We start from the raw sequence: 19064 nt of genomic DNA, 5'->3' as shown, positions 1-19064 counted from the left end.
GCACCCAACTCCCATGACCTCCTTAGTCGCGGTGCTGCTGGCGAGCGCGTTGACCGTCCCCGGTCCCCCGGCCACCTACGCCCCCGCGGACAAGCAGGGGTTCGGCACCGCCCGCCAGGCGACGAGCCCGGTCTGGTTCACCCTCGGCCGCACCGGCCTGACCGAGGTCTTCTACCCGGACCTGAGCACCCCGGCGACCCGTGACCTGCGGCTGGTCGTGGACGGCCGCACCGCCGAGGGCCGCACCGAGCCCGTCGGCAGGCTCCGCTACCGGCAGGAGTTCCGGGGCGACGGCTGGCAGGCTTGGATCACCTACACCACCGACCCGGCGCGGCCGACCGTCCTGGCGGACCTGCGGCTGCACGCGGACCGGCCGGTGGACGTCCAGGTGGTCTTCGACCCGAACCTGTCCCGCGACGGCGACGACGACTCGGCCGTCCGGCACCCCGAGGCGCTGCTGGCGCACGACGCCCGGTCCGCGAGCGCCCTGATCGCCGACGAGCCGATCACGTCGCGCGGCTCCACCGAGGGCAACGTCATCCAGACCGGCTCGCTGCGCGTGGACGGGGTGCGCGACCGCGGCGCCACGTTGGCGATGGGCTTCGGCACCCACGTCGAGGAGGCGTTGACCACGGCGAAGACGTCGCTGGTCGAGGGCTTCCCCCGGCACGCCCGCCGGTACGACCGGGGTTGGGACGACTACCTCAAGGGGCTCAAGCGCCCGAAGAGCGCCGACCGCGACCTGTACGACACGTCGATGATGGTGCTGGCGGCGACCGAGGACAAGCGCCACCCCGGCGCGTTCATCGCGTCGCCCGGCTTCCCCTGGGCGTTCGGGTTCGACCGCACCATCGCCCCGGAGTTCGGCTCCTACGCCCTGGTCTGGCCCCGTGACCTGTACCAGGTGGCCAGTGCGATGCTCGCGGCCGGCGATCGCGGGGCGGCGGAGCGCGCGCTCGACTTCATGCTGGACGTGCAGCAGCAAGCCGACGGGCACCTGCCGCAGAACACCAGGGTCGACGGTGAGCCGTACTGGACCAACATCCAGCAGGACGAGCAGGCCGCGCCGATGCTGCTGGCCTGGCTGCTCGGCCGCGCCGACCGGTCCACAGTGGACTCCCTGGTGGCGGCGGCCGAGTTCATGATCGCCCAGCCGAACGCGCCGTTCACCCAGCAGGAGCGCTGGGAGAACCAGAGCGGCTACTCGCCGGGCACGATCGCGAGCGAGATCGCCGGGTTGGTGTGCCTGGCCGACCTGCTCCAGCGGTCCGGCGACCCGCGTGCCGCGAAGTACCTCGCCGTCGCCGACGACTGGGAGCGCCGCCTGGAGGGCTGGACCGTCACCACCACCGGGCCGTTCTCTCCCGACCCCTACTACCTGCGGCTCACCAAGGACGGTCGGCCGGACTCGGGCACCACCTACAACCCCGGTGACAACCACCCCACCGAGATCGACCAGCGGGCCGCGGTGGACCCGAGCTTCCTGGAGCTGGTGCGGCTCGGCGTCCGCCCGCACGACGACCCGGTCGTCCGCAACACCGTGCGCGTGGTGGACGAGCAGCTGGGCGTGGACCGGTTCTGGCACCGCTACAACGGCGACGGCTACGGCGAGCGCGCCGACGGCGGGCCGTGGAACATCTACCGGGGAAACATCGGCCACGGCCGCACCTACGGCAGGCTGTGGCCGATCTTCGCCGGTGAGCGCGGCGAGTACGAGCTGCTGGCCGGTGACGTCGGCGGCGCCCGCCGCCGGCTCGCCGACATCGCCACCACCGCGAACGCCGGCCGGATGCTGCCCGAGCAGGTCTGGGACGGCCGGGGGACCACGTCGGCGACGCCGTTGGCGTGGACGCACGCCCAGTACGTGCGGCTGGCGTGGTCGATCGACGCCGGCCGGCCGGTGGAGCGACCCGCCGCGGTCGCCTGCCGCTACACCGGTTGCCGGTGACGCGGTCGTCCGCGTCACGTTGCCCGCAATGCGCCTTGTGGGTGACGTAGATCCGATACGTTGGTGCTCATGCGCCGTGTCGTGCCGCTCATCGCCGCCTTGGCCCTGCTCGGGGGCTGTTCGCAAGCCACGGACGGGTCCGCGAACCCCGGTGGTTCGACGTCCACCACGGCGGCGGGCGGGACGTCGGCCAAGGCGACCTCGGCGTCGAAGGAACCGGCCAAGCGCCCGAAGACGATCAACATCGCCGACGTGGACCCGTGCACCCTGCTGACCGAGGCGGAGCGCGCGGGGTTCGGTCTGGACCGCCCGCCGCAGCCCAGCGACGACCCGGGGAAGAAGGGCTGCACGATCAGCCGCGAGGACCGGACGTACTTCGTCGGCGTGACCGCCGACACCACCGCGGGCATCGACGACTACGCCGAGTCCGACGGCAAGGTGACGAAGCTGGAGGTGGGCGGCTTCCCCGCGCTGCTGGTGGAGGCGGACACCGACCTCGGGCTCTCCTGCTCCGTCGCGGTGGACGTCTCGGACGGCCAGGTGGTCGACGTGGGTGCGTTCAGCCTCGGCGAGACCAACATCCCGGCCCTCTGCCGGATCGCCCAGTCGGTCGCGGCGGCCGTCGTGACCAACTTGAACAAGTAGAACTACTTCTTTGCAGAGGGAACCGTTCACCCGCGTCACGCATCAGAGCTAAAGTCGTCCCGAATGCACACGCTGGGGTATGTGCAGGACTGAGGAGGGGTGTGCCGTGTTCATCGCGGATGGTGGTGGCGGAGGATCGACGCAGACGACGCTGCCCGACTACGCCGGGGCGCAGCGGAAGTTGAGCATCGAGCCCTCGGCGATCCCTGACGCGCGCAAGGTGTTCTCGGACGCGCTGGACCAGCTGGACGCGAAGCTCCGGGTGGCGATCGCGCAGCTGAGGGCGAAGCCGTGGGCCGGCGACCCGGTGAGCAACGAGACCGCCGACCGGTTCAACCAGGACACCTTCGAGGCGGGCGACTCGGCCGGCCTGACCGCCCTCAAGGCCTACCGCGAGCAGCTCGCGGGCGTGGTCGACCAACTCACCGCGATCGAGGCCGACTACCGGCGAGTCGAAGGCGACAACACCGCGTCCTGGGGACGCATCAACAACGGCTGACCTGCTGACCTACGCACCCGAGGGGGGCGAGCACGATGGGTGATCACCGCTGGCGCGGGTATGCCCACCCCGATCTCCACCGCATGATCAACGAGGGGCCCGGCGTCGCCGCGTCCCGACCGCTCGAAGACTCCTGGAAGTCGTTGTCCGAGACCCTCGGAGAGATCGACTCCACGATCAAGGACGGGCTGGCCAAGCTCGGCGCGAGCTGGGAGGGCGACACCGCCGACACGACGACGGCCTCGCTGTCGCCCCTCGGTGCCTGGGCCGCGGACGCCCAGCAGGGTTCGAGCACGATGGAGACCTCCGCGCAGCTCCAGGCGGACTACATCGCGAACGCCCGCAAGGAGATGCCCGAGCCGCTCCCGGTGACCACCGAGGCGCCGTCGCTCGGCGACGCGATCGTCGGCGGGCTGACCGGCCCGGTCGGCATGATGCACGTGATCAAGCAGCAGCAGGACCACGAGCGGCAGGAAGCGGCGCAGGACAACGCCGAGGCCAAGGCCGTCGAGGTGATGAACAACTACCAGTCGAGCAGCGAGTGGAACGCCAACACGCTCGGCCAGTTCGTCCCCCCGCCGAAGGTCGTGATCGACACGCCGCCGCCTGCCGGCGCGGGCGAGTTCAACAACTCGAACGCCAACTACAACTCCACCTCGACCTGGACGCCGCCGATCGGTGGCAGCGGCAGCGGCACCACGACCACGTCGTGGGCACCGCCGTCGGGGGGCGCGCCGGTGCCGCAGCCGGGCCTGGTGCCCGGCACCGGTGGCACCACGACCCCGTCGTGGGCGCCGCCGACCTCCGGCCCGCCGACGTCGCTCCCGCCGCAGGTGACCCCGCCGGTCAACCCGCCGGTCCGGCCGCCCGTCGGCCCGGTGCCGCCGCCCACGTGGACCCCGCCGAAGCCCCCGGGCAGCGGCCCGCAGGTCCCGCCGAAGGCGCCCACCGGCCCCGGTGGCCAGCGACCGGGCCTGCCGCCCGGTCGGATGCCGGGGATGCCCGGCATGCCCGGCCCCGGTGGTCAGGGCGGTCCCAACCCCATGCGTCCCGGTATGCCGGGGATGCCCGGTTCGGGCGGTATGCCCGGCGCGGGTGTGCCCGGCGGTAACCACCCGTCCGGTGTGCCCGGTCGCGGTGGCATGCCCGGCGCGGGTGGCTTCGGCCCCGGCGCGGGCGGCCCCGGCGGTGCTGGTGGCCCCGGCGCCGCAGGTCGTCCGGGTGCGGGCGGCCCCGGCATGGCCGGTGGCGCGGCCGGTGCGCAGGGCGCCAACGGTGAGGACGACATCGAGCACAAGGCAGCCGACTACCTGGTCGAGACGAACGACGTGTTCGGCGACGACCGGCTCGTCGCGCCGCCGGTGATCGGGGAAGCGCCGCAGTAGGGAATCCTCCGGTGCACGGGCTCGCGTCGACCCGGCGCGGGCCCGTGTCCGGTGTTCAGGGGACGGGGATGTCGGTGACGTATTTCGGGGGGCCTGCGGAGCGGGAGCCGATCGAGCTCTCCGCCGAGGAGTTCGACGTGCTCTGGGAGCGCCTCGACCTCGGCCAGATGCCGCTGGTGATCAAGGTGCCCTCGCCGGGCAAGACCCACCAGGCGCGCGCCGACCTGGAACGCCGCGTCTGGCACGACATCGGCGCGCGGGGACTCGGCGGTCCGACCGGGCTGCACCCGGAACTCGACTACCTGCTGCGGTTGTTCAACCGGCCCGAGCGCGAGGTCGACGGCCGGGTGTGGGTGGGCAAGAGCGTGCGGGTGCTGGCCGTGGCCAACGGCGACGAGGGCGCGGTGGCCACGTTGACCGACAACCGGCTCACGTTCCGGCGCGCGGCGGGCAGCGGCCTGCCGTCGGCCGTGCTGGGCGCGCTGCCCGCGCACCCCGCCGGCAGCGGGCACTCGGTCACCATGCCCAGCGCCGACCTGGAGGCCGCGGTCAAGAAGTCCGACGGCTCGCCCAAGAGCCTGGAGAACTCGCTGCGCGAGCACGGGGTGCGCCAGGAGGACGCCACCACGCTGGTGAAGATGTTCACCGGGCTCGTGCACACCGGCAACTTCGGCGCGGCGGCCCGCGACAAGTACGGCAAGCGGTGCCGACCGGACCGCGTGGTCGCGTTCTTCGACACCGAGGACGGTCGTTACCTGCAACAACGGCGGGCGGCGAACGGGTCCGTGCCGTGGAGCACGTTCAGCCCGACCGACTCGCGCCGACTCGCGCACCAGGTGGAGGAGCTGCTCGCCGAAGCGGTGCGCGCCGCGAAGTTCTGACCCCGGCGCCCGGGACCCCGGCTCGGCAAGCGGTCGGCGGCGTGCCTGCGGGCGTGCCGGCGACGATAGCCTGGGCGGGTGCCGTCCAAAACCGTTGACCCGCACGAGGTGCGCGCCGCCGTCGAGGCCGTGCTGCCCTGGCTCGCCGGTGCGGCGGAGCAGCCCGAACGCCCGGTGCTGGCCGCGGCCGTGCGGCTGAGCCTGCGGACGCTGGAGCAGGTCGCGCCGGGCCGCAGCGTGGAGGTGCGGGTGCCGCCGTTCGCCGCCGTGCAGTGCGTGGCGGGTCCCCGGCACACCCGCGGCACGCCGCCGAACGTGATCGAGACCGACCCGCGCACGTGGCTGGAACTGGCCGTCGGCCGGCTCGGGTGGGCGGAAGCGGTGCGGGACGCCAAGGTCACCGCGTCCGGGAGCCGGGCGGATCTCTCAAGCCTGCTCCCGGTGCTCCGCTTCTAGCTAAGCTCGACCGCGTGAAGGCGCTCAAGGCGTGTGTCGCCGTCCTCGCGGTCGGAGCCCTCCTGGCCGGTTGCGGCAGCGAGTGGTCGGGCGAGGTGCGGTTCAAGGTCGTCAAGATCAACCCACCGTACGAGTCGATGGGCGAGACCAAGCCGTCGTACGTGAACCTGGAGATCGACCAGGACCAGCCGGGCGGGGTCGAGCAGATCGACAAGAAGGCCGCCGACCTCGACCAGTTCCCGGAGGGGATCAAGGTCGGCGACCTCGTGGTGTGCTCGGTGCGCCAGTCCGACCGGAGCGGCTTCGACCAGGAAGGCGTCCAGACCGACGTCGGTCCCTGCCGCCTGCGCTGACTAGAACCAGGACCCGACGGTCTTGTCCCAGGCCTTGCCGACGCCCTCGACCGCGTCCCGACCGAGTTCGACCACGTCGCCGACACCGCCGACGACCACGTCCACGGTGTCGTTGACGACCTCCTTGCCCGTGTTGAGCAGGCCGGTGCCCGCGTCGGACCAGTTGCCGTTCCACGCGTCGCGACCGGCGTTGTAGAGCCCGGTCCCGGCGTCGACCGCCAGGTCCGCCGCGCCGACGGCCGTGCCGCCGACGAAGTCCACCACCGGTCCGACACCGGGGATGTGCGAGCCGGGCAGCGACGGGCCGAGCGGGTTCTCGTCCCACTCCTGCGCGGTCACCGAGCCGCCGTCGCCGGTCGCGATCCGGGCCAGGTTCTGCACCGACTCCGAACCGGGGGCGTAGTACTGCGAGTGCGCGCCCAGCGCCGAGGTCCCGTCGGTGGTGCCGAAGGTCTTGGCACCGAACCGGTCGTCGTACGGGCCGATCGAGGAACCGTCCTCGGTGAACCAGGTCTGGCTCGTGCCCTGGACGACCGGGTCGTGCTCGGTCGCGCCGACGTAGACGTGACCGGGACCCGCGGAGAGCTGGTTGACGTTCGACGCGCCCACGCCGGGCGAGCCGACGAACGCGATGTCGTCCGCGGCCAGGCCGTTCATGCCCGCGTAGCCGACCGTGGTGGAGCCGTAGGAGTGGCCGATCACCGTGACGTGGGGGTTACCGCCGGCGGCCTCGGCGGCGGCGCGGTAGCCGTCGACGTCGGCGACGAGGTTCGTGCCGCCCTCGCGGGCCTGCGCCGGGTTGTCGACCTCGCCGGGCGCCCAGCCGGGCGCGTCGTAGCCGAGCCACTGGATGGTGGCGTTGCCCTCCGCGCCCATGGCCTCGCGCAGGTTGCCCGCCTGGCTCACCGAGAAGCCGTCCAGCGTGGAACCGGTGCCGGGCACGCTCACGGCGAGGTTCTTGGCGGTGTCGGGGTTGCCGTAGGCGATGGCCGTCCCGCCGTCGCCGCGCGGACCGTAGGGGTCCCAGGCCAGGATCCGGACGTCCGGCCGGCCCTGGGCGTTGAGCCAGCCGTTGTCCCGGGCGAGGGTTTCCGCCTGCTCGATGCTCTTCTGCACCTTCTCGGCGTTCTCGGCCTTGGTGGCGGCTTCTTGGCGCTGCTCGTTGAGCGACGCGTACTGCTCGTCGTTCAGGAGCTTGGTCATGTCCTCGGAGTTGTCCGGGTCCAGACCCAACTCCTGCGCCCGCGCGGCCAGCTGGGCGTCGAGCTGGTCGCGCTGCGCGCCGAAGCGCTGGGCGTCGTCCTCGATGCGCAGGCGGTTGGCCTGGTCGAGCACCTCCGACGGGAGGCCGCGCAGCTGACCGATCTCCTGGAACTTGGTGCGCAGCAGCTCGTCCTGCTGCTCCTTGGTCAGCGACTTCCACCAGGCGGCCACCTGCCTGGGGTCCGTGCCGGGGCCGGGCACGGCGGGGGTGCGCGCGGCCGCGACGGCGGTGTTCCAGCCCGCGTCCCGGCCCGCGGTCTCCTCGAAGCCCGGGCGGACCTTGGTGAGGGCGTCGGCGTACGAGCGCAGCACGCGTTCGTAGCCGGTCTTGACGTTGTTGAGCTGCTCGTTGACGCGGTTGGCCAGCTCTCGGGTCTGCGCCTCGTCCAGCGCGGGCGAGCGGCCGCGCCAGAAGTCGATCAGCTGGTCGGCGCTGCCGCGCATCTGGGTGTAGGCGCGCGAGGCGGCCTGGACGACGTCCGCGCCGGCGCCCAGCCGCTCACCGGCCACGGTCGCGGATTTGGTGGACAGCTCGGCCCGGGCGCCGAACCTGGCCGCGGCGTCGCCCTGCCAGGTCGCGGTCGCCGTGCTGCCGCCGGTGGCGACGGACTGGCCGGCGCGGTCGACGGCGCTCATCGCGCCGGTGATGGGGTCCGCGGCGGCGGCCACACGGCCGGCGTCGCCCGCGGCCAACCGGCCGTACAGGACCTCGGGGTCGGTGAAGCTCACGCCATGCCCCCTTCGATGCCGCGGAACGAGGTGTGCGAGTCGTCGTCCGCGCGCTGGTAGGAGTCGGCGTTCTCGTTGAGACCGTCACCCGCGTCGCGGTACCAGGCGCTGCCCCGGCGCAGGTCGTCCGACTGCTCGCCGGACCACTTCGCCAACGCGTCCACGAACTCCGCCGCCGCGGGCACCTGGCCGAGCGCGTCGGCGTCCAGCCTGAGCATGGAGATCATCTCAGCGCCGTCGGCGGTCGCGTCCGCCCCTTCGTGGAACTGCTTGGACGCCGCGCGCAACGTCTCCGGTTGCACACCGAACACGATTCCCCACCCTTCGTGCTGCTAGTCGCCGGCAATGCGACGCGCGTTCACCATCTTCGGTTCCCTCGCCCCGTGGGCCAAGCAGGTGAACAAATCCGCCCGGTGGTGATCACTCGAAGGTGATCTTGCCAGCGTCGAACAGCAGTTCGACCATTGACGCATGACGATTCTGCTCCCGACACCCCGGAACCTGGCCTTCATCGCTTCCCTCGGACTGCTGGACAAGCTCCGCGTGTTCCTGGCCGCGCGGCTGACCCGAACACCGTCCCGCGCCCGCCACCGCGTGCTCTCGCCCCGGCAGATCCGTTGGCGGCGCTGGAAGTTCATCGTCGCGCACCACCTGTCCCCCACGGCGCCCGTCGGCCGCGCGCCGCGCCCGGACCCGCCCGTGCAACCGAACGTCCAGGCGTTCCTCACGTCGCGGTGGAACGCGCTGCACCCACCACCCCGAACGGCCCAATCCGCGGTGCCCGCCGAACCCGTCGACGACCACTGGACGGACCCGCAGGCCCTGGCGGCGCCGTGCGACCTGGCTTCGGAGGAGCCCGAGGTGTGGTTCGGGGAGTGTCCTGAGGTCTGGCCCGAGGAGTGGTCCGAGACCTCGCCCGAGACCTCGCCTGTGACCTGGCCCGAGGCCTCGCCCGAGACCTGGCCCGAGACTTCGCATGTGACCTGGTCTGAGCCCTGGCCCGAGGTCCGGCCGGAGCAGGTCGACGACCGCTTCACGGACTACCTCGACGACCTCGCCGCCACCGAGCCCTCGGTCGGGAGGCATCGGCTCAGGACGCCGGTCACCCTGCGGTCCCTCGCCGACGCGCTCGCCGAGTACCGCGCCGCTGTCGCCCTTCCCGTCGCCGAACCCGCCTTCACCCAGTCCGTACTCACCCAGTCCGCGCTCACCGAACCCATCCTGATCCGGTACGCCGACGAGGTCCGCAGCCCCGTGTGGTGACCGGAGCCGGCCGCCGCCGGACACCGCCTGCCGGGAGCCGGTCGTGATCCGAGGGCACCGGCGGGCCCGTCCCTGCGTCGGTAGGTGGGAAGGTCGGCCTGCCGCCGCCGGGACGCCGGCCCGTGCGGCACGATGGCCGCGCAGTGATCGACCGGAGCGGTTCGACTAGAGCGGGAGGCTGGACGTGCCAGGAGGTTGGACCACCCAGCGGTGGACCGAGGTCTTCACCGCCCAGGCGGAGATGTTCCGGGCGGCGGTCGGGAAGGCCGACCCCACCGCCAAGGTGCCCAGCTGCCCCGGCTGGACGTTCACCGACCTGACGCTGCACGTCGGCAGGTTCCTGGAGACGTCCCTGGAGTACCTGCGCACCGGCAGCACCGTCCAGCTCCGGCTGCCACGCCCGCCCGCCGAGGTGGTGCCGCTGGAGTACCTCGACGCCCAGCTCGCCAAGGCCGCCGAGCTGCTCCCGGCCACCCCCGGCAACCGGACGGCCTGGACGTTCTCGCCCTCCGCCCCGGACCTGGCGTGGGTCTGGCACCGCCGCATCGCGCACGAGATGGACCTGCGCCGCTGGGACGCCCAAGCCGCCCTGCGCGAGCTGGTGGTCGGGGACGCGGACTTCGCCGTCGACGGCATCGACGAGGCGCTGACCACGCTCCTCGCCGCCAAGTACGCCACCGACGTGCCGCTGGCCACCAAGGGCACCGCCCTGGTCCAGCTCACCGACGTGCCCGAGGCGTGGGTGGTGACGTTCGCGCCGGGCGTCGTGCCGGAGGTCCGGGCGGCGTGGCCGGGCGAGGAGGCGGACCTCCAGCTCAGCGGCGAGGCGCAACTCGTCCACTACGGCCTGTGGGGCCGCCTGCCGCTCAAGCGCACCGGTGACGAGCAGGTCTGGTTCGCGCTGCGGCTCGACTAGTCGCCACCGGCGGCTTCGGCCTGGTCAGGAGCGGTCGCCGGCAGTTGCCGGCGACCTGGACATGAGTGAACTCACGCAGTCTCACCCCTCGCGCGACGGTGGTGGCACCCCCATCAGCCTTACACTCGATGGTGCAGCTCGACCCTCGTCGCTAGGGAGCACCCGGTGGTCACCGACCATTCAGCAACCGGCCGCACTGACCCCGAAAGCCAGGAAGAAAGAGAACCCCGCGAGGAATGCGGTGTGTTCGGCGTCTGGGCACCCGGCGAAGACGTCTCCAAGCTCACCTACTTCGGCCTCTACGCCCTGCAGCACCGCGGCCAGGAAGCCGCCGGCATCTCGGTCGGCGACGGCAGCCAGGTGGTGGTCTTCAAGGACCTCGGCCTGGTCAGCCAGGTGTTCGACGAGCAGGTGCTCCAGTCGCTGCGCGGCCACGTCGCGGTCGGCCACTGCCGCTACTCCACCACCGGCTCCACCACGTGGGAGAACGCGCAGCCGACGTTCCGCACCACGGCCACCGGCTCCGGCCTGTCGCTCGGCCACAACGGCAACCTGGTGAACACCGCCGAACTGCTGGTCAAGGCCCGCGAGGTGGGCGTGGACACCAGCCACGGCGCGACCACCGACTCCGACCTGATCTGCGGCCTGCTCGCCGCGCAGGCCGCCGACATCGGCATCGAGCAGGCGGCCCTGCAGCTGCTGCCGACGCTGCGCGGCGCGTTCTGCCTCACGTTCTCCGACGAGTCGACCCTCTACGCGGCGCGCGACCCGCAGGGCGTGCGCCCGCTGGTGCTCGGCCGGCTGGAGCGCGGCTGGGTCGTGGCCAGCGAGACGGCGGCGCTGGACATCGTGGGCGCGTCGTTCGTGCGCGAGGTCGAGCCGGGCGAGTTGATCGCGATCGACGAGAACGGCCTGCGGTCGAGCCGGTTCGCCAACCCCGAGCCCAAGGGCTGCATCTTCGAGTACGTCTACCTGGCCCGACCGGACACCACGATCGCCGGCCGCTCGGTGCACGCCACGCGCGTCGAGATCGGCCGTCGGCTGGCCGTGGAGCACCCGGTGGAGGCCGACCTGGTCATCCCGGTGCCCGAGTCCGGCACGCCCGCCGCCATCGGGTACGCCCAGGCCAGCGGCATCCCCTACGGCTCCGGCCTGGTCAAGAACGCCTACGTCGGCCGCACGTTCATCCAGCCGTCGCAGACCATCCGCCAGCTGGGCATCCGGCTGAAGCTGAACCCGCTGCGCGACGTCATCCGCGGCAAGCGCCTGGTCGTGGTGGACGACTCGATCGTGCGCGGCAACACGCAGCGCGCCCTGGTGCGGATGCTGCGCGAGGCGGGCGCGGTCGAGGTGCACGTGCGGATCGCGTCGCCGCCGGTCAAGTGGCCGTGCTTCTACGGCATCGACTTCGCCTCCCGGGCCGAACTCATCGCCAACGGCCTGGACACCGACGGCATCCGCCGCTCGGTGGGCGCCGACTCGCTGGGCTACGTGTCGCTGGAGGAGCTGATCGCGGCCAGCGAGCAGCCCAAGACCCGGCTGTGCACGGCGTGCTTCGACGGCGACTACCCGATCCCGCTGCCCGACGACGCGCTGATCGGCAAGCACCTGCTCGAAGGCATCCGGGGTGTCGCGGGCTCGGCCACCCCCGTCCTGACGAACGGGTACGGTGCCGAGGACGCCCTGCAACGCCCCTGAGTGACGGCGAGCCGGGCGCGCGCCCGGTGTGAACAGTTGCCCTGAAAGTGGAGCACAGAGACGTGACGGACAGCGCCAAGGCGACCTACGCCGCAGCTGGAGTAAGCATCGAAGCCGGCGACGAGGCGGTGGAGAAGCTCAAGCCGTGGGCGGCGAAGGCGCAGCGTCCCGAGGTGCTCGGCGGCATCGGCGGCTTCGCGGGGCTGTTCCAGCTCAGGCTCGACCGCTGGAAGGAGCCGGTGCTCGCGTCCTCGACCGACGGCGTCGGCACCAAGATCGCGGTCGCGCAGGCGATGGACAAGCACGACACGGTCGGCATCGACCTGGTCGCGATGGTCGTGGACGACCTCGTGGTGTGCGGCGCCGAGCCGCTGTTCATGCAGGACTACATCGCGATCGGCCAGGTCGTCCCGGACAAGGTCGCCGCCCTGGTCAAGGGCATCTCGGAGGGCTGCGTGCTGGCGGGGTGCGCGCTGCTGGGCGGCGAGACCGCCGAGCACCCCGGCCTGATGGGCGCGAACGACTACGACATCTCCGGCACGGGCGTCGGCGTGGTCGAGGCCTCGGCCATGCTCGGCCCGGACCGGGTGCGCGAGGGCGACGTGGTGATCGCCATGGGCTCGTCCGGCCTGCACTCGAACGGGTACTCCTTGGCGCGGCACGTGCTGCTGGACATCGCCCGGATGCCGCTGGAGGGTCACGTCGAGGAGTTCGGCCGCACCCTCGGCGAGGAGATGCTGGAGCCGACCCGCATCTACGCCAAGGACTGCCTGGCGCTGGCCGCCGAGGCCGAGGTGCGCACGTTCGCGCACGTCACCGGCGGTGGCCTGGCCGCGAACCTGGCCCGCGTGCTGCCCAAGGGCCTGCGCGCCAACCTCAACCGCGGCACCTGGACGCCCGCGCCGGTGTTCGCCCTGATCGCCCAGCGCGGCCGGGTGGAGCGCGAGGAGATGGAGAAGACGTTCAACATGGGCGTCGGCATGGTCGCCGTGGTCGCGCCCGAGGACGTCGACCGCTCCCTGGCCGTGCTCACGGCCCGCCACGTGCCCGCCTGGGTGCTGGGCGACGTGGTCCGCTCCGACGAGCCGGGCGCCGCCCTGGTCGGCGACCACCCGCGCTTCTAGTCCAAGTCAGGCCGGGCCGGATCAGCTCGGCCCGGCACGAGGCTGGGCGTTTGCGGCAACCTCCGGCGGTCGTCGTCCCGTACTAAGCGGCGACCGAGGAGGGTGAGTGGAACGTGATCGCGAGTTCGGCGAGTTCGTCGACGCCCGCGCGTTGGTGATGCGGAGGACCGCGTACCTGCTGTGCGGCGACTGGCACCGCGCCGAGGACCTGGTGCAGACGGCCCTGACCAAGCTGTACGTCGCCTGGCCGAGGGTGCGGCGCGACAGCGTCGACGCCTACGCGCGCAAGGTGTTGGTGCGCGCGGCCATCGACGAGGGCCGGCGCGGGTTCCGGAGTCGGGAGACGGTGGTCGACGCCGTCCCGGACACCCCGGTGTCCCCGACCGTGCCCGCCGACCTGGACGTGCGCCGGGCGCTGGCCATGCTGCCCCAGGGGCAGCGCACCGTCGTGGTGCTCCGCTACTGGGAGGACCTGAGCGTCACCGAAACCGCCCGACTGCTCGGTCGGACCGAAGGCACCGTGAAGAGCCAGGCGGCGAAGGGCCTTGCCGCGCTGCGCGAACTTCTCGGCCGCCACGTATTCGAGGAGCAGCGATGACCGACATCAAGCAGACCCTGTCGACCGCGTTCGAGGACGAGCCGCCGCTGGGCATCGACAAGGCGACGATCCTGAAGGACGGTCGGCGCAAGGCGACCTTCCGCCGCGGCTACACCGCGGCCGCCGTGCTCGCCACCGTCACCGCCGTGGCCGTCCCGGCGTTGCTCTGGTCCGGAGCCGGAGGTGGCAGCGGAGGTGGGCAACTCCAGGCGGCCGCCGGGCAGTCCACCACCCCGGCGCCGCCGCTGACCACCGAAGCGCCGGTGACCAGCACCTCCGCGTCCACGCCCGAGACCACGTTCACCACCAAGCCCGGCTCGTCGAACGCCCCGTCGTCGTACGAGCAGCCGAAGCCGCCCAAGCCGGTGACGCCAGGGCGGGCGACCGAGCTGGGCGCGCTGCTCGCCGCGTCCGGCACGATCCCGGCGGACGCCAGGGGCCAGGTGATCCCCCAGGACCCGATGGACCCGTGGACGTTCCGGATCAGCAACGCGAACGCGTACCTGTCGTTCACCGACGTCACCACCGCGGCGGGCCGGGGCGCGGTGCTGCTGCACCTGTACCCGGGCGACGCGGCGTGCGAGGCCCACGACACGACGTGCCGGCAGGAGACGTACGGCGGCCGGACCGTGGCGGTGTCCTCGCAGGAGCACAACGGCATCACCCTGGTCACGGTCCGGACGGCCACGCCCGACGGCGCGGTGATGTCGGCGCAGACGTCGAACAGCAGCGACAAGGGCACCAGCAACGGGACGCCGCCGCCGCTCACCTGGGAGCAGCTGGCAAAGATCGCGACACACCCCGGCTTCACGTTCTAGCCTGGACGGGTGCCCGAGGACTTGACCGTGACGCGGACGCTGGTGATACCGGCGGCCGAGTTGAGCGAGCGGTTCTCCCGGTCCTCGGGCCCCGGCGGACAGGGCGTGAACACGGCGGACAGCCGGGTCGAGCTGAGCTTCGACCTGGCTGCCTCGCCGTCGGTGCCGGGGTGGTTGCGCGCCCGGATGCTCGGCCGCCTCGAGAAGCGCCTGGTGGACGGCGTGCTCACGGTCGTGGCCAGCGAGCACCGGGCGCAGTTGCAGAACCGCCAGGCGGCCCGCGAACGGATGGCCCGGATCCTGGGTGACGCCGCCGCCGCGCCGCCGCCCGTGCGCCGCGCGACCAAGCCGACCAGGGGCTCGAAGGAACGCCGGATCGCGGAGAAGAAGCGCCGCGCCCAGACCAAGCAGGGCAGGCGCGGCGGGGGCTGGGACTAAGGTCCCGGGCGTGACCGAGCCGGAATTCCTCACCATGGCGCGCACCGCCTACGACACCGTCGCCCACAGCTACGCCGACCTCGCGCGCGACCTCCTCGCCGAGATCCCGGCGGACCGGGCGGTGCTCGGCCTGTTCGCCGAGCTGGTGCGCGGTCGGGTCGCCGACATCGGCTGCGGTCCGGGCCGGATCTCCGGCCACCTCAGGCAGCTCGGCGTGGACGTGTTCGGCGTCGACCTGTCGCCGGAGATGGTCGCGGTGGCCCGCCGCGAGCACCCGGACGTGCGGTTCGAGGTGGGCTCGATGCTCGACCTCGACCTGCCCGACGCCTCGCTCGGTGGCGCGCTGGCCTGGTACTCGGTGATCCACGTGCCGTGGGAGGAGCACCCGGCGGTGTTCGCCGAGTTCCACCGCGTGCTCGCGCCCGGCGGCCTGCTGCTGATGGCGTTCCAGGTGGGCGACGAGGTCCGGCGGTACGAGCAGGGCTACGGGCACGACATCCTGCTGGACGTGTTCCGGCTGAACCCGGACCGGGTGCTCGGCCAGCTCGCCGAGGCCGGGTTCGAGCCGCACACCCGGCTGGAGCGGGAGCCGGCCGACCCGAAGTGGGAGAAGACCCGGCAGGGCTACCTGATCGTGCGCAAGAGCGGTGCGCCCGACCAGCCCGACCAGCCCGACCAGCCGGACCGGCCCGGTCAGCCCAGCCAGACGTAGAGGCGTTCGGGCCGGCCGGTGCCGCCGTACTTCAGCCGCACCTCGGCCTTCCCCGTGCCCACGAAGTGCTCCAGGTACCGGCGGGCCGACACGCGGGCCAGCTCGGTGGCGTCCGCGCACTCGCTGGCCGTCACCGGGCGCTCCCGCAGCACGCGCTCCACCAGCGCGGCGGTCTGCGCGGTCAAGCCCTTCGGCAGCACGGGAGAGCTGCGCGGCCGTGCGCCGAACACCTGGTCCACGTCCGCCTGACCGGCCGACGCGAGCTGGTCCAGCCGCCGGTCCAACGCGGCGAAGTGGGCCAGCTGGTCGCGCAGCGCCGCGTACTCGAACGGCTTGATCAGGTAGTGCAGCACCCCGCCGCGCATGGCGCTGCGCACCGTCTCCACGTCCGTCGCCGCGGTGATCACGATGACGTCCACGTCGTCGGCCAACCCGCGCAGCTCCCGCAGCACGGTCAGCCCGTCGACGTCGGGCAGGTACACGTCCAGCAGCACCAGGTCCGGCCGCAGCTCCCGCACCAGCCGCACCGCGTCCGCGCCGTTGTGCGCCACGCCGACCACCTCGAAGCCGGGCGTCCGCGCCACGTATCCACTGTGGACCTTCGCGACCATGAAGTCGTCGTCCACCACCAGAACCCTGATCACACCGGCACCTCCACGGGCAGCCGGGCGGTGAACACCGCGCCGTCCTCGTTGTGCACCCGCACGGATCCGCCGCGTCGCAGGCAGGTCTGCCGGATCAACGCCAACCCGAGCCCCCGCCGACCCTGTTCGGCGGCCTTGGTGGTGAACCCGTGCCGGAACACCTCCTCGGCCAACCCCGCCGCGACACCGGGCCCGGAATCCCGCACCACCACGACCACCTCGTCGGACGTCGACCGCACCGACACCTCGATCCAGCCCCGTTCCGCCAGCGCGTCCAACGCGTTGTCCACCAGGTTCCCGACCACCGTGACCAGGTCGGTGGACAACTCCTCGTCCACCGCGCCGAGCGAGCTGTCCGGCGCCATCCGCAGCCCGGTGCCGCGTTCCGCGGCCAGGCTCGACTTGGCGACCAGCAGCGCCGCCACCGCCGGGTCGGCGACCTTCGAGGCGACCTCCGCGCGCCACGCGCCCTGCGCGGTGTTGATGCGGCTGATGAACCCGCGCACCTCGTCGTACTCGCCCAGCTCGACCAGGCCCGCGATGGTGTGCAGGCGGTTGCTGAACTCGTGCGCCTGCGCCCGCAGGGTGTCGGTGGCGTGCCGGTTCGCGTCCAGCTCGTCCCGCAACGTGGTCAGCTCGGTGCGGTCGCGCAGGGTCACCACGGCGCCGTGCACGTCCAGCGGCATGTAGTTCAGCGTCAGCACCCGGCCGCCGGTCAGCGCGAGCTGGTCCACGCCGGTCGCCCGGCCGGTCAGCACGTCGCGCAGCCGTTCGTCCAGGTCCAGCTCGGCCACCGCGCGCCCCACCGCGTCCGGCGGCAACGCCAGCAGGTCGCGCGCGTGGTCGTTGACCAGGGTGATCCGGTGCTGCGGGTCGAGGGCGACCACGCCCTCCTTGATGCCGTGCAGCAGTGCCTCCCGGTACTCGACCAGCGCGGTGATCTCGTGCGGCTCCAGGCCCAGCGTCTGGTTCTTCACCCGCCGCGCGAGCAGCAGCGACCCGGCGACGCCGATGACCAGCGCCACGCCGAGCAGCCGCAGCGCGTTGTCCGGCGAGTCCAGCACACCGTCCCAGAACCCCGGCGCCTGCCGCCCGGCCGCGACCAGCCCGATCACCGCGCCGTCGTCGCCGATCACGGGCACGTGCGCCGCGGTCGCGCCGCCCAGCTCTCCCACCCACGACCGGCCGCGCAACGCGGTGCTGCCGCCGACGTCGAGCGGTTCACCGACCTGACCGGGGTCCGGCGAGGTCAGGACCTCGCCGGCGGGATCGGTGATGATCACGTAGCTGGCGCCGGACAGGCTGCGGGCGCTCTCCGCGAACGGCGCCAGCGCGTAGTGCCGCAGCGGGTCGGCCAACGACGCCCGCACGCCCGCCGTGGCGGCCACGTCCTCGGCCACGGACAGCATCCGCCGCCCCTCGGTCGTGCGGAAGTTGTCACCCGCCTGGACGACGGACAGCGCGCCCACCGCGCAGAGCAGCGCCACGACCACCACCAATTGCCACACGAGCAGCTGGCGGGCGAGCGACCCCCGACCACGCGGCACCTTCTCGGTCAACCAGCACCTCCCGTGACCACAAAGAACAAAAGAACCCTTAGGCGCGCAAGCGGGACTTCCCTGTTTACACGAGTGCAACATGTCCAACCACGCGGAAGAGAGGCGGGGATCACAGTGCGGATCAGGAACTGGCTCGCGGTCGTCGGCGCGTTGGCGGTCGTCGTCCTCGTGCCGCCGCTGCTGACGTCCGGCGCGGACACCACGGCGTCGTTGCGCAGCCTGCGCGTGCTGGTGCCGAACGCACCGGGCGGCGGCTACGACGTCACGGCGCGCACCGCCGCGAAGGCGATGGAGGACGCGGGGCTCATCCGCAACACCGAGGTGTTCAACCTGCCCGGCGCGGGCGGCACGGTCGGCCTGGGCCGCACGGTCAGCGAGCGCGGCAACGGCAAGCTCGTGATGTCGATGGGCCTGGGCGTGGTCGGCAGCGTCTACACGAACAAGGCGCCGTCGTCGTTGCTGGACACCACGCCGATCGCGAAGCTCATCGAGGAGCCGGACATCGTCGTGGTCGGCAAGGACTCGCCGTACCGGACGCTGGACGAGCTGGTGGGCGCCTGGAAGGCCGACCCCGGCGCGGTCACGGTCGGCGGCGGATCCTCGCCCGGCGGCCCCGACCACCTGGCGCCGATGCTGATCGCCAAGGCGGTCGGCCTCGACCCGCGGCAGGTGAACTACATCCCGTTCGACGGCGGTGGCGAGCTGCTGGCGTCGGTGCTGGGCGGGAAGGTGGCGTTCGGCGTGTCGGGCGTCGGCGAGTACCGCGACCAGATCGAGGCCGGGCAGATCCGGGTGCTCGCGGTGACCAGCGGGTCGCGGCTGTCCGGCGTGGACGCGCCGACGCTGCGCGAGTCCGGTGTGGACGTCGAGTTCAACAACTGGCGCGGCGTGGTCGCGCCGCCGGGCATCGGCGACGCCGACCGGGCCCGGCTGGTGGACCTGTTCACCGACCTGCACGGCACACCGCAGTGGCGGGAGGCGCTGGCCCGCAACGGCTGGACGGACGCGTTCGCGCCGGGTGACGAGTTCGGCGCGTTCCTGCGCGAGGAGAACGACCGGGTGGCGACCGTGCTCAAGGACCTGGGGTTGGCATGAGTGGAGGGTTGGGCGTGCACGAGGCCGTGAACGAAGCCCG

At 72.5% G+C, this 19064-nt stretch carries 20 protein-coding genes; 16 read left to right on the top strand and 4 right to left on the bottom strand.

Features of this window, described 5'->3' with window-relative positions; all coding sequences use genetic code 11:
• Nucleotides 1–13 precede the first annotated feature (13 nt).
• The 7 genes from AB0K14_RS35380 to AB0K14_RS35350 all read left to right on the top strand — a co-directional run bounded on the left by AB0K14_RS35380 (nucleotide 14) and on the right by AB0K14_RS35350 (nucleotide 6167).
• On the top strand, nucleotides 14–1948 hold the full coding sequence (locus tag AB0K14_RS35380; RefSeq protein ID WP_360462014.1) for a glycoside hydrolase family 15 protein: 1935 nt from the start codon (nucleotides 14–16) through the stop codon (nucleotides 1946–1948).
• Between the two features lie 69 nt (nucleotides 1949–2017).
• Nucleotides 2018–2593 (top strand): DUF3558 domain-containing protein, encoded by a 576-nt coding sequence (locus tag AB0K14_RS35375; protein ID WP_360462011.1) that lies wholly within the window; start codon nucleotides 2018–2020, stop codon nucleotides 2591–2593.
• Nucleotides 2594–2699: 106 nt separating this feature from the next.
• Complete coding sequence (locus AB0K14_RS35370; RefSeq protein WP_360462009.1) at nucleotides 2700–3092, top strand: transcriptional regulator; 393 nt, start codon at nucleotides 2700–2702, stop codon at nucleotides 3090–3092.
• 83 nt (nucleotides 3093–3175) lie between these two features.
• Nucleotides 3176–4477 (top strand): PPE domain-containing protein, encoded by a 1302-nt coding sequence (locus AB0K14_RS35365; RefSeq protein WP_360462007.1) that lies wholly within the window; start codon nucleotides 3176–3178, stop codon nucleotides 4475–4477.
• A 74-nt stretch (nucleotides 4478–4551) separates the two neighbouring features.
• Nucleotides 4552–5358: an ESX secretion-associated protein EspG gene (locus AB0K14_RS35360; RefSeq protein ID WP_360462004.1), complete on the top strand. Its 807-nt coding sequence runs from the start codon at nucleotides 4552–4554 to the stop codon at nucleotides 5356–5358.
• 78 nt (nucleotides 5359–5436) lie between these two features.
• The gene (locus AB0K14_RS35355) at nucleotides 5437–5814 is read left to right on the top strand and encodes a sterol carrier family protein (RefSeq protein ID WP_360462002.1); all 378 of its coding nucleotides are present in this window, start codon (nucleotides 5437–5439) and stop codon (nucleotides 5812–5814) included.
• Nucleotides 5815–5828: 14 nt separating this feature from the next.
• Nucleotides 5829–6167 (top strand): hypothetical protein, encoded by a 339-nt coding sequence (locus AB0K14_RS35350; protein WP_360461999.1) that lies wholly within the window; start codon nucleotides 5829–5831, stop codon nucleotides 6165–6167.
• Here the strand turns inward: AB0K14_RS35350 and AB0K14_RS35345 are convergent, their stop codons facing one another.
• Both AB0K14_RS35345 and AB0K14_RS35340 read right to left on the bottom strand, forming a co-directional pair.
• Entirely contained in the window at nucleotides 6168–8159 is a 1992-nt protein-coding gene (locus AB0K14_RS35345) for an alpha/beta hydrolase (protein ID WP_360461996.1), read from the bottom strand. It lies immediately after the preceding gene.
• A complete protein-coding gene (locus AB0K14_RS35340; RefSeq protein WP_360461993.1) occupies nucleotides 8156–8470 on the bottom strand; it encodes a hypothetical protein in 315 nt (104 codons plus the stop codon). The genes AB0K14_RS35345 and AB0K14_RS35340 overlap by 4 nt, the downstream gene beginning before the upstream one ends.
• 160 nt (nucleotides 8471–8630) lie before the next feature.
• Here AB0K14_RS35340 and AB0K14_RS35335 point away from each other — a divergent pair, with 160 nt between their 5' ends.
• From AB0K14_RS35335 to AB0K14_RS35300, 8 genes are all read left to right on the top strand, one after another.
• The gene (locus AB0K14_RS35335; protein ID WP_360461990.1) at nucleotides 8631–9422 is read left to right on the top strand and encodes a hypothetical protein; all 792 of its coding nucleotides are present in this window, start codon (nucleotides 8631–8633) and stop codon (nucleotides 9420–9422) included.
• 184 nt (nucleotides 9423–9606) lie between these two features.
• Nucleotides 9607–10338, top strand: coding sequence for a maleylpyruvate isomerase N-terminal domain-containing protein (locus AB0K14_RS35330; RefSeq protein ID WP_360461987.1), 732 nt, complete (start codon nucleotides 9607–9609; stop codon nucleotides 10336–10338).
• 165 nt (nucleotides 10339–10503) lie between these two features.
• Nucleotides 10504–12036: an amidophosphoribosyltransferase gene (gene purF / locus AB0K14_RS35325; protein ID WP_360461984.1), complete on the top strand. Its 1533-nt coding sequence runs from the start codon at nucleotides 10504–10506 to the stop codon at nucleotides 12034–12036.
• A gap of 62 nt (nucleotides 12037–12098) precedes the next feature.
• Entirely contained in the window at nucleotides 12099–13160 is a 1062-nt protein-coding gene (purM, locus tag AB0K14_RS35320; RefSeq protein WP_360461982.1) for a phosphoribosylformylglycinamidine cyclo-ligase, read from the top strand.
• 106 nt (nucleotides 13161–13266) lie between these two features.
• The gene (locus tag AB0K14_RS35315) at nucleotides 13267–13758 is read left to right on the top strand and encodes a SigE family RNA polymerase sigma factor (protein ID WP_360461979.1); all 492 of its coding nucleotides are present in this window, start codon (nucleotides 13267–13269) and stop codon (nucleotides 13756–13758) included.
• Complete coding sequence (locus AB0K14_RS35310; protein WP_360461976.1) at nucleotides 13755–14576, top strand: hypothetical protein; 822 nt, start codon at nucleotides 13755–13757, stop codon at nucleotides 14574–14576. Before AB0K14_RS35315 ends, AB0K14_RS35310 begins: the two co-directional genes overlap by 4 nt.
• Before the next feature lie 9 nt (nucleotides 14577–14585).
• A complete protein-coding gene (gene arfB, locus AB0K14_RS35305) occupies nucleotides 14586–15014 on the top strand; it encodes an alternative ribosome rescue aminoacyl-tRNA hydrolase ArfB (protein WP_360461973.1) in 429 nt (142 codons plus the stop codon).
• A gap of 10 nt (nucleotides 15015–15024) precedes the next feature.
• Nucleotides 15025–15726 (top strand): class I SAM-dependent methyltransferase, encoded by a 702-nt coding sequence (locus tag AB0K14_RS35300; protein WP_360461970.1) that lies wholly within the window; start codon nucleotides 15025–15027, stop codon nucleotides 15724–15726.
• Here AB0K14_RS35300 and AB0K14_RS35295 read toward each other — a convergent pair.
• Both AB0K14_RS35295 and AB0K14_RS35290 read right to left on the bottom strand, forming a co-directional pair.
• Nucleotides 15708–16370: a response regulator gene (locus AB0K14_RS35295; RefSeq protein WP_360461967.1), complete on the bottom strand. Its 663-nt coding sequence runs from the start codon at nucleotides 16368–16370 to the stop codon at nucleotides 15708–15710. The genes AB0K14_RS35300 and AB0K14_RS35295 overlap by 19 nt on opposite strands.
• Nucleotides 16367–17929, bottom strand: coding sequence for a sensor histidine kinase (locus AB0K14_RS35290; protein ID WP_360461963.1), 1563 nt, complete (start codon nucleotides 17927–17929; stop codon nucleotides 16367–16369). Before AB0K14_RS35290 ends, AB0K14_RS35295 begins: the two co-directional genes overlap by 4 nt.
• 114 nt (nucleotides 17930–18043) lie before the next feature.
• Between AB0K14_RS35290 and AB0K14_RS35285 the strand changes: the two genes are divergently transcribed.
• Nucleotides 18044–19024 carry a tripartite tricarboxylate transporter substrate-binding protein gene (locus tag AB0K14_RS35285; RefSeq protein WP_360461960.1) on the top strand — a complete coding sequence of 327 codons (981 nt, stop codon included), beginning with the start codon at nucleotides 18044–18046 and terminating at the stop codon, nucleotides 19022–19024.
• Nucleotides 19025–19064 lie beyond the last annotated feature (40 nt).

It is taken from the genome of Actinosynnema sp. NPDC050801 (genome assembly GCF_040673975.1).
Taxonomy (GTDB): Bacteria; Actinomycetota; Actinomycetes; order Mycobacteriales; family Pseudonocardiaceae; genus Actinosynnema.
The sequence above is the reverse complement of the archived record's forward strand: the minus strand, read 5'-3'. Positions and strand labels throughout refer to the sequence as shown.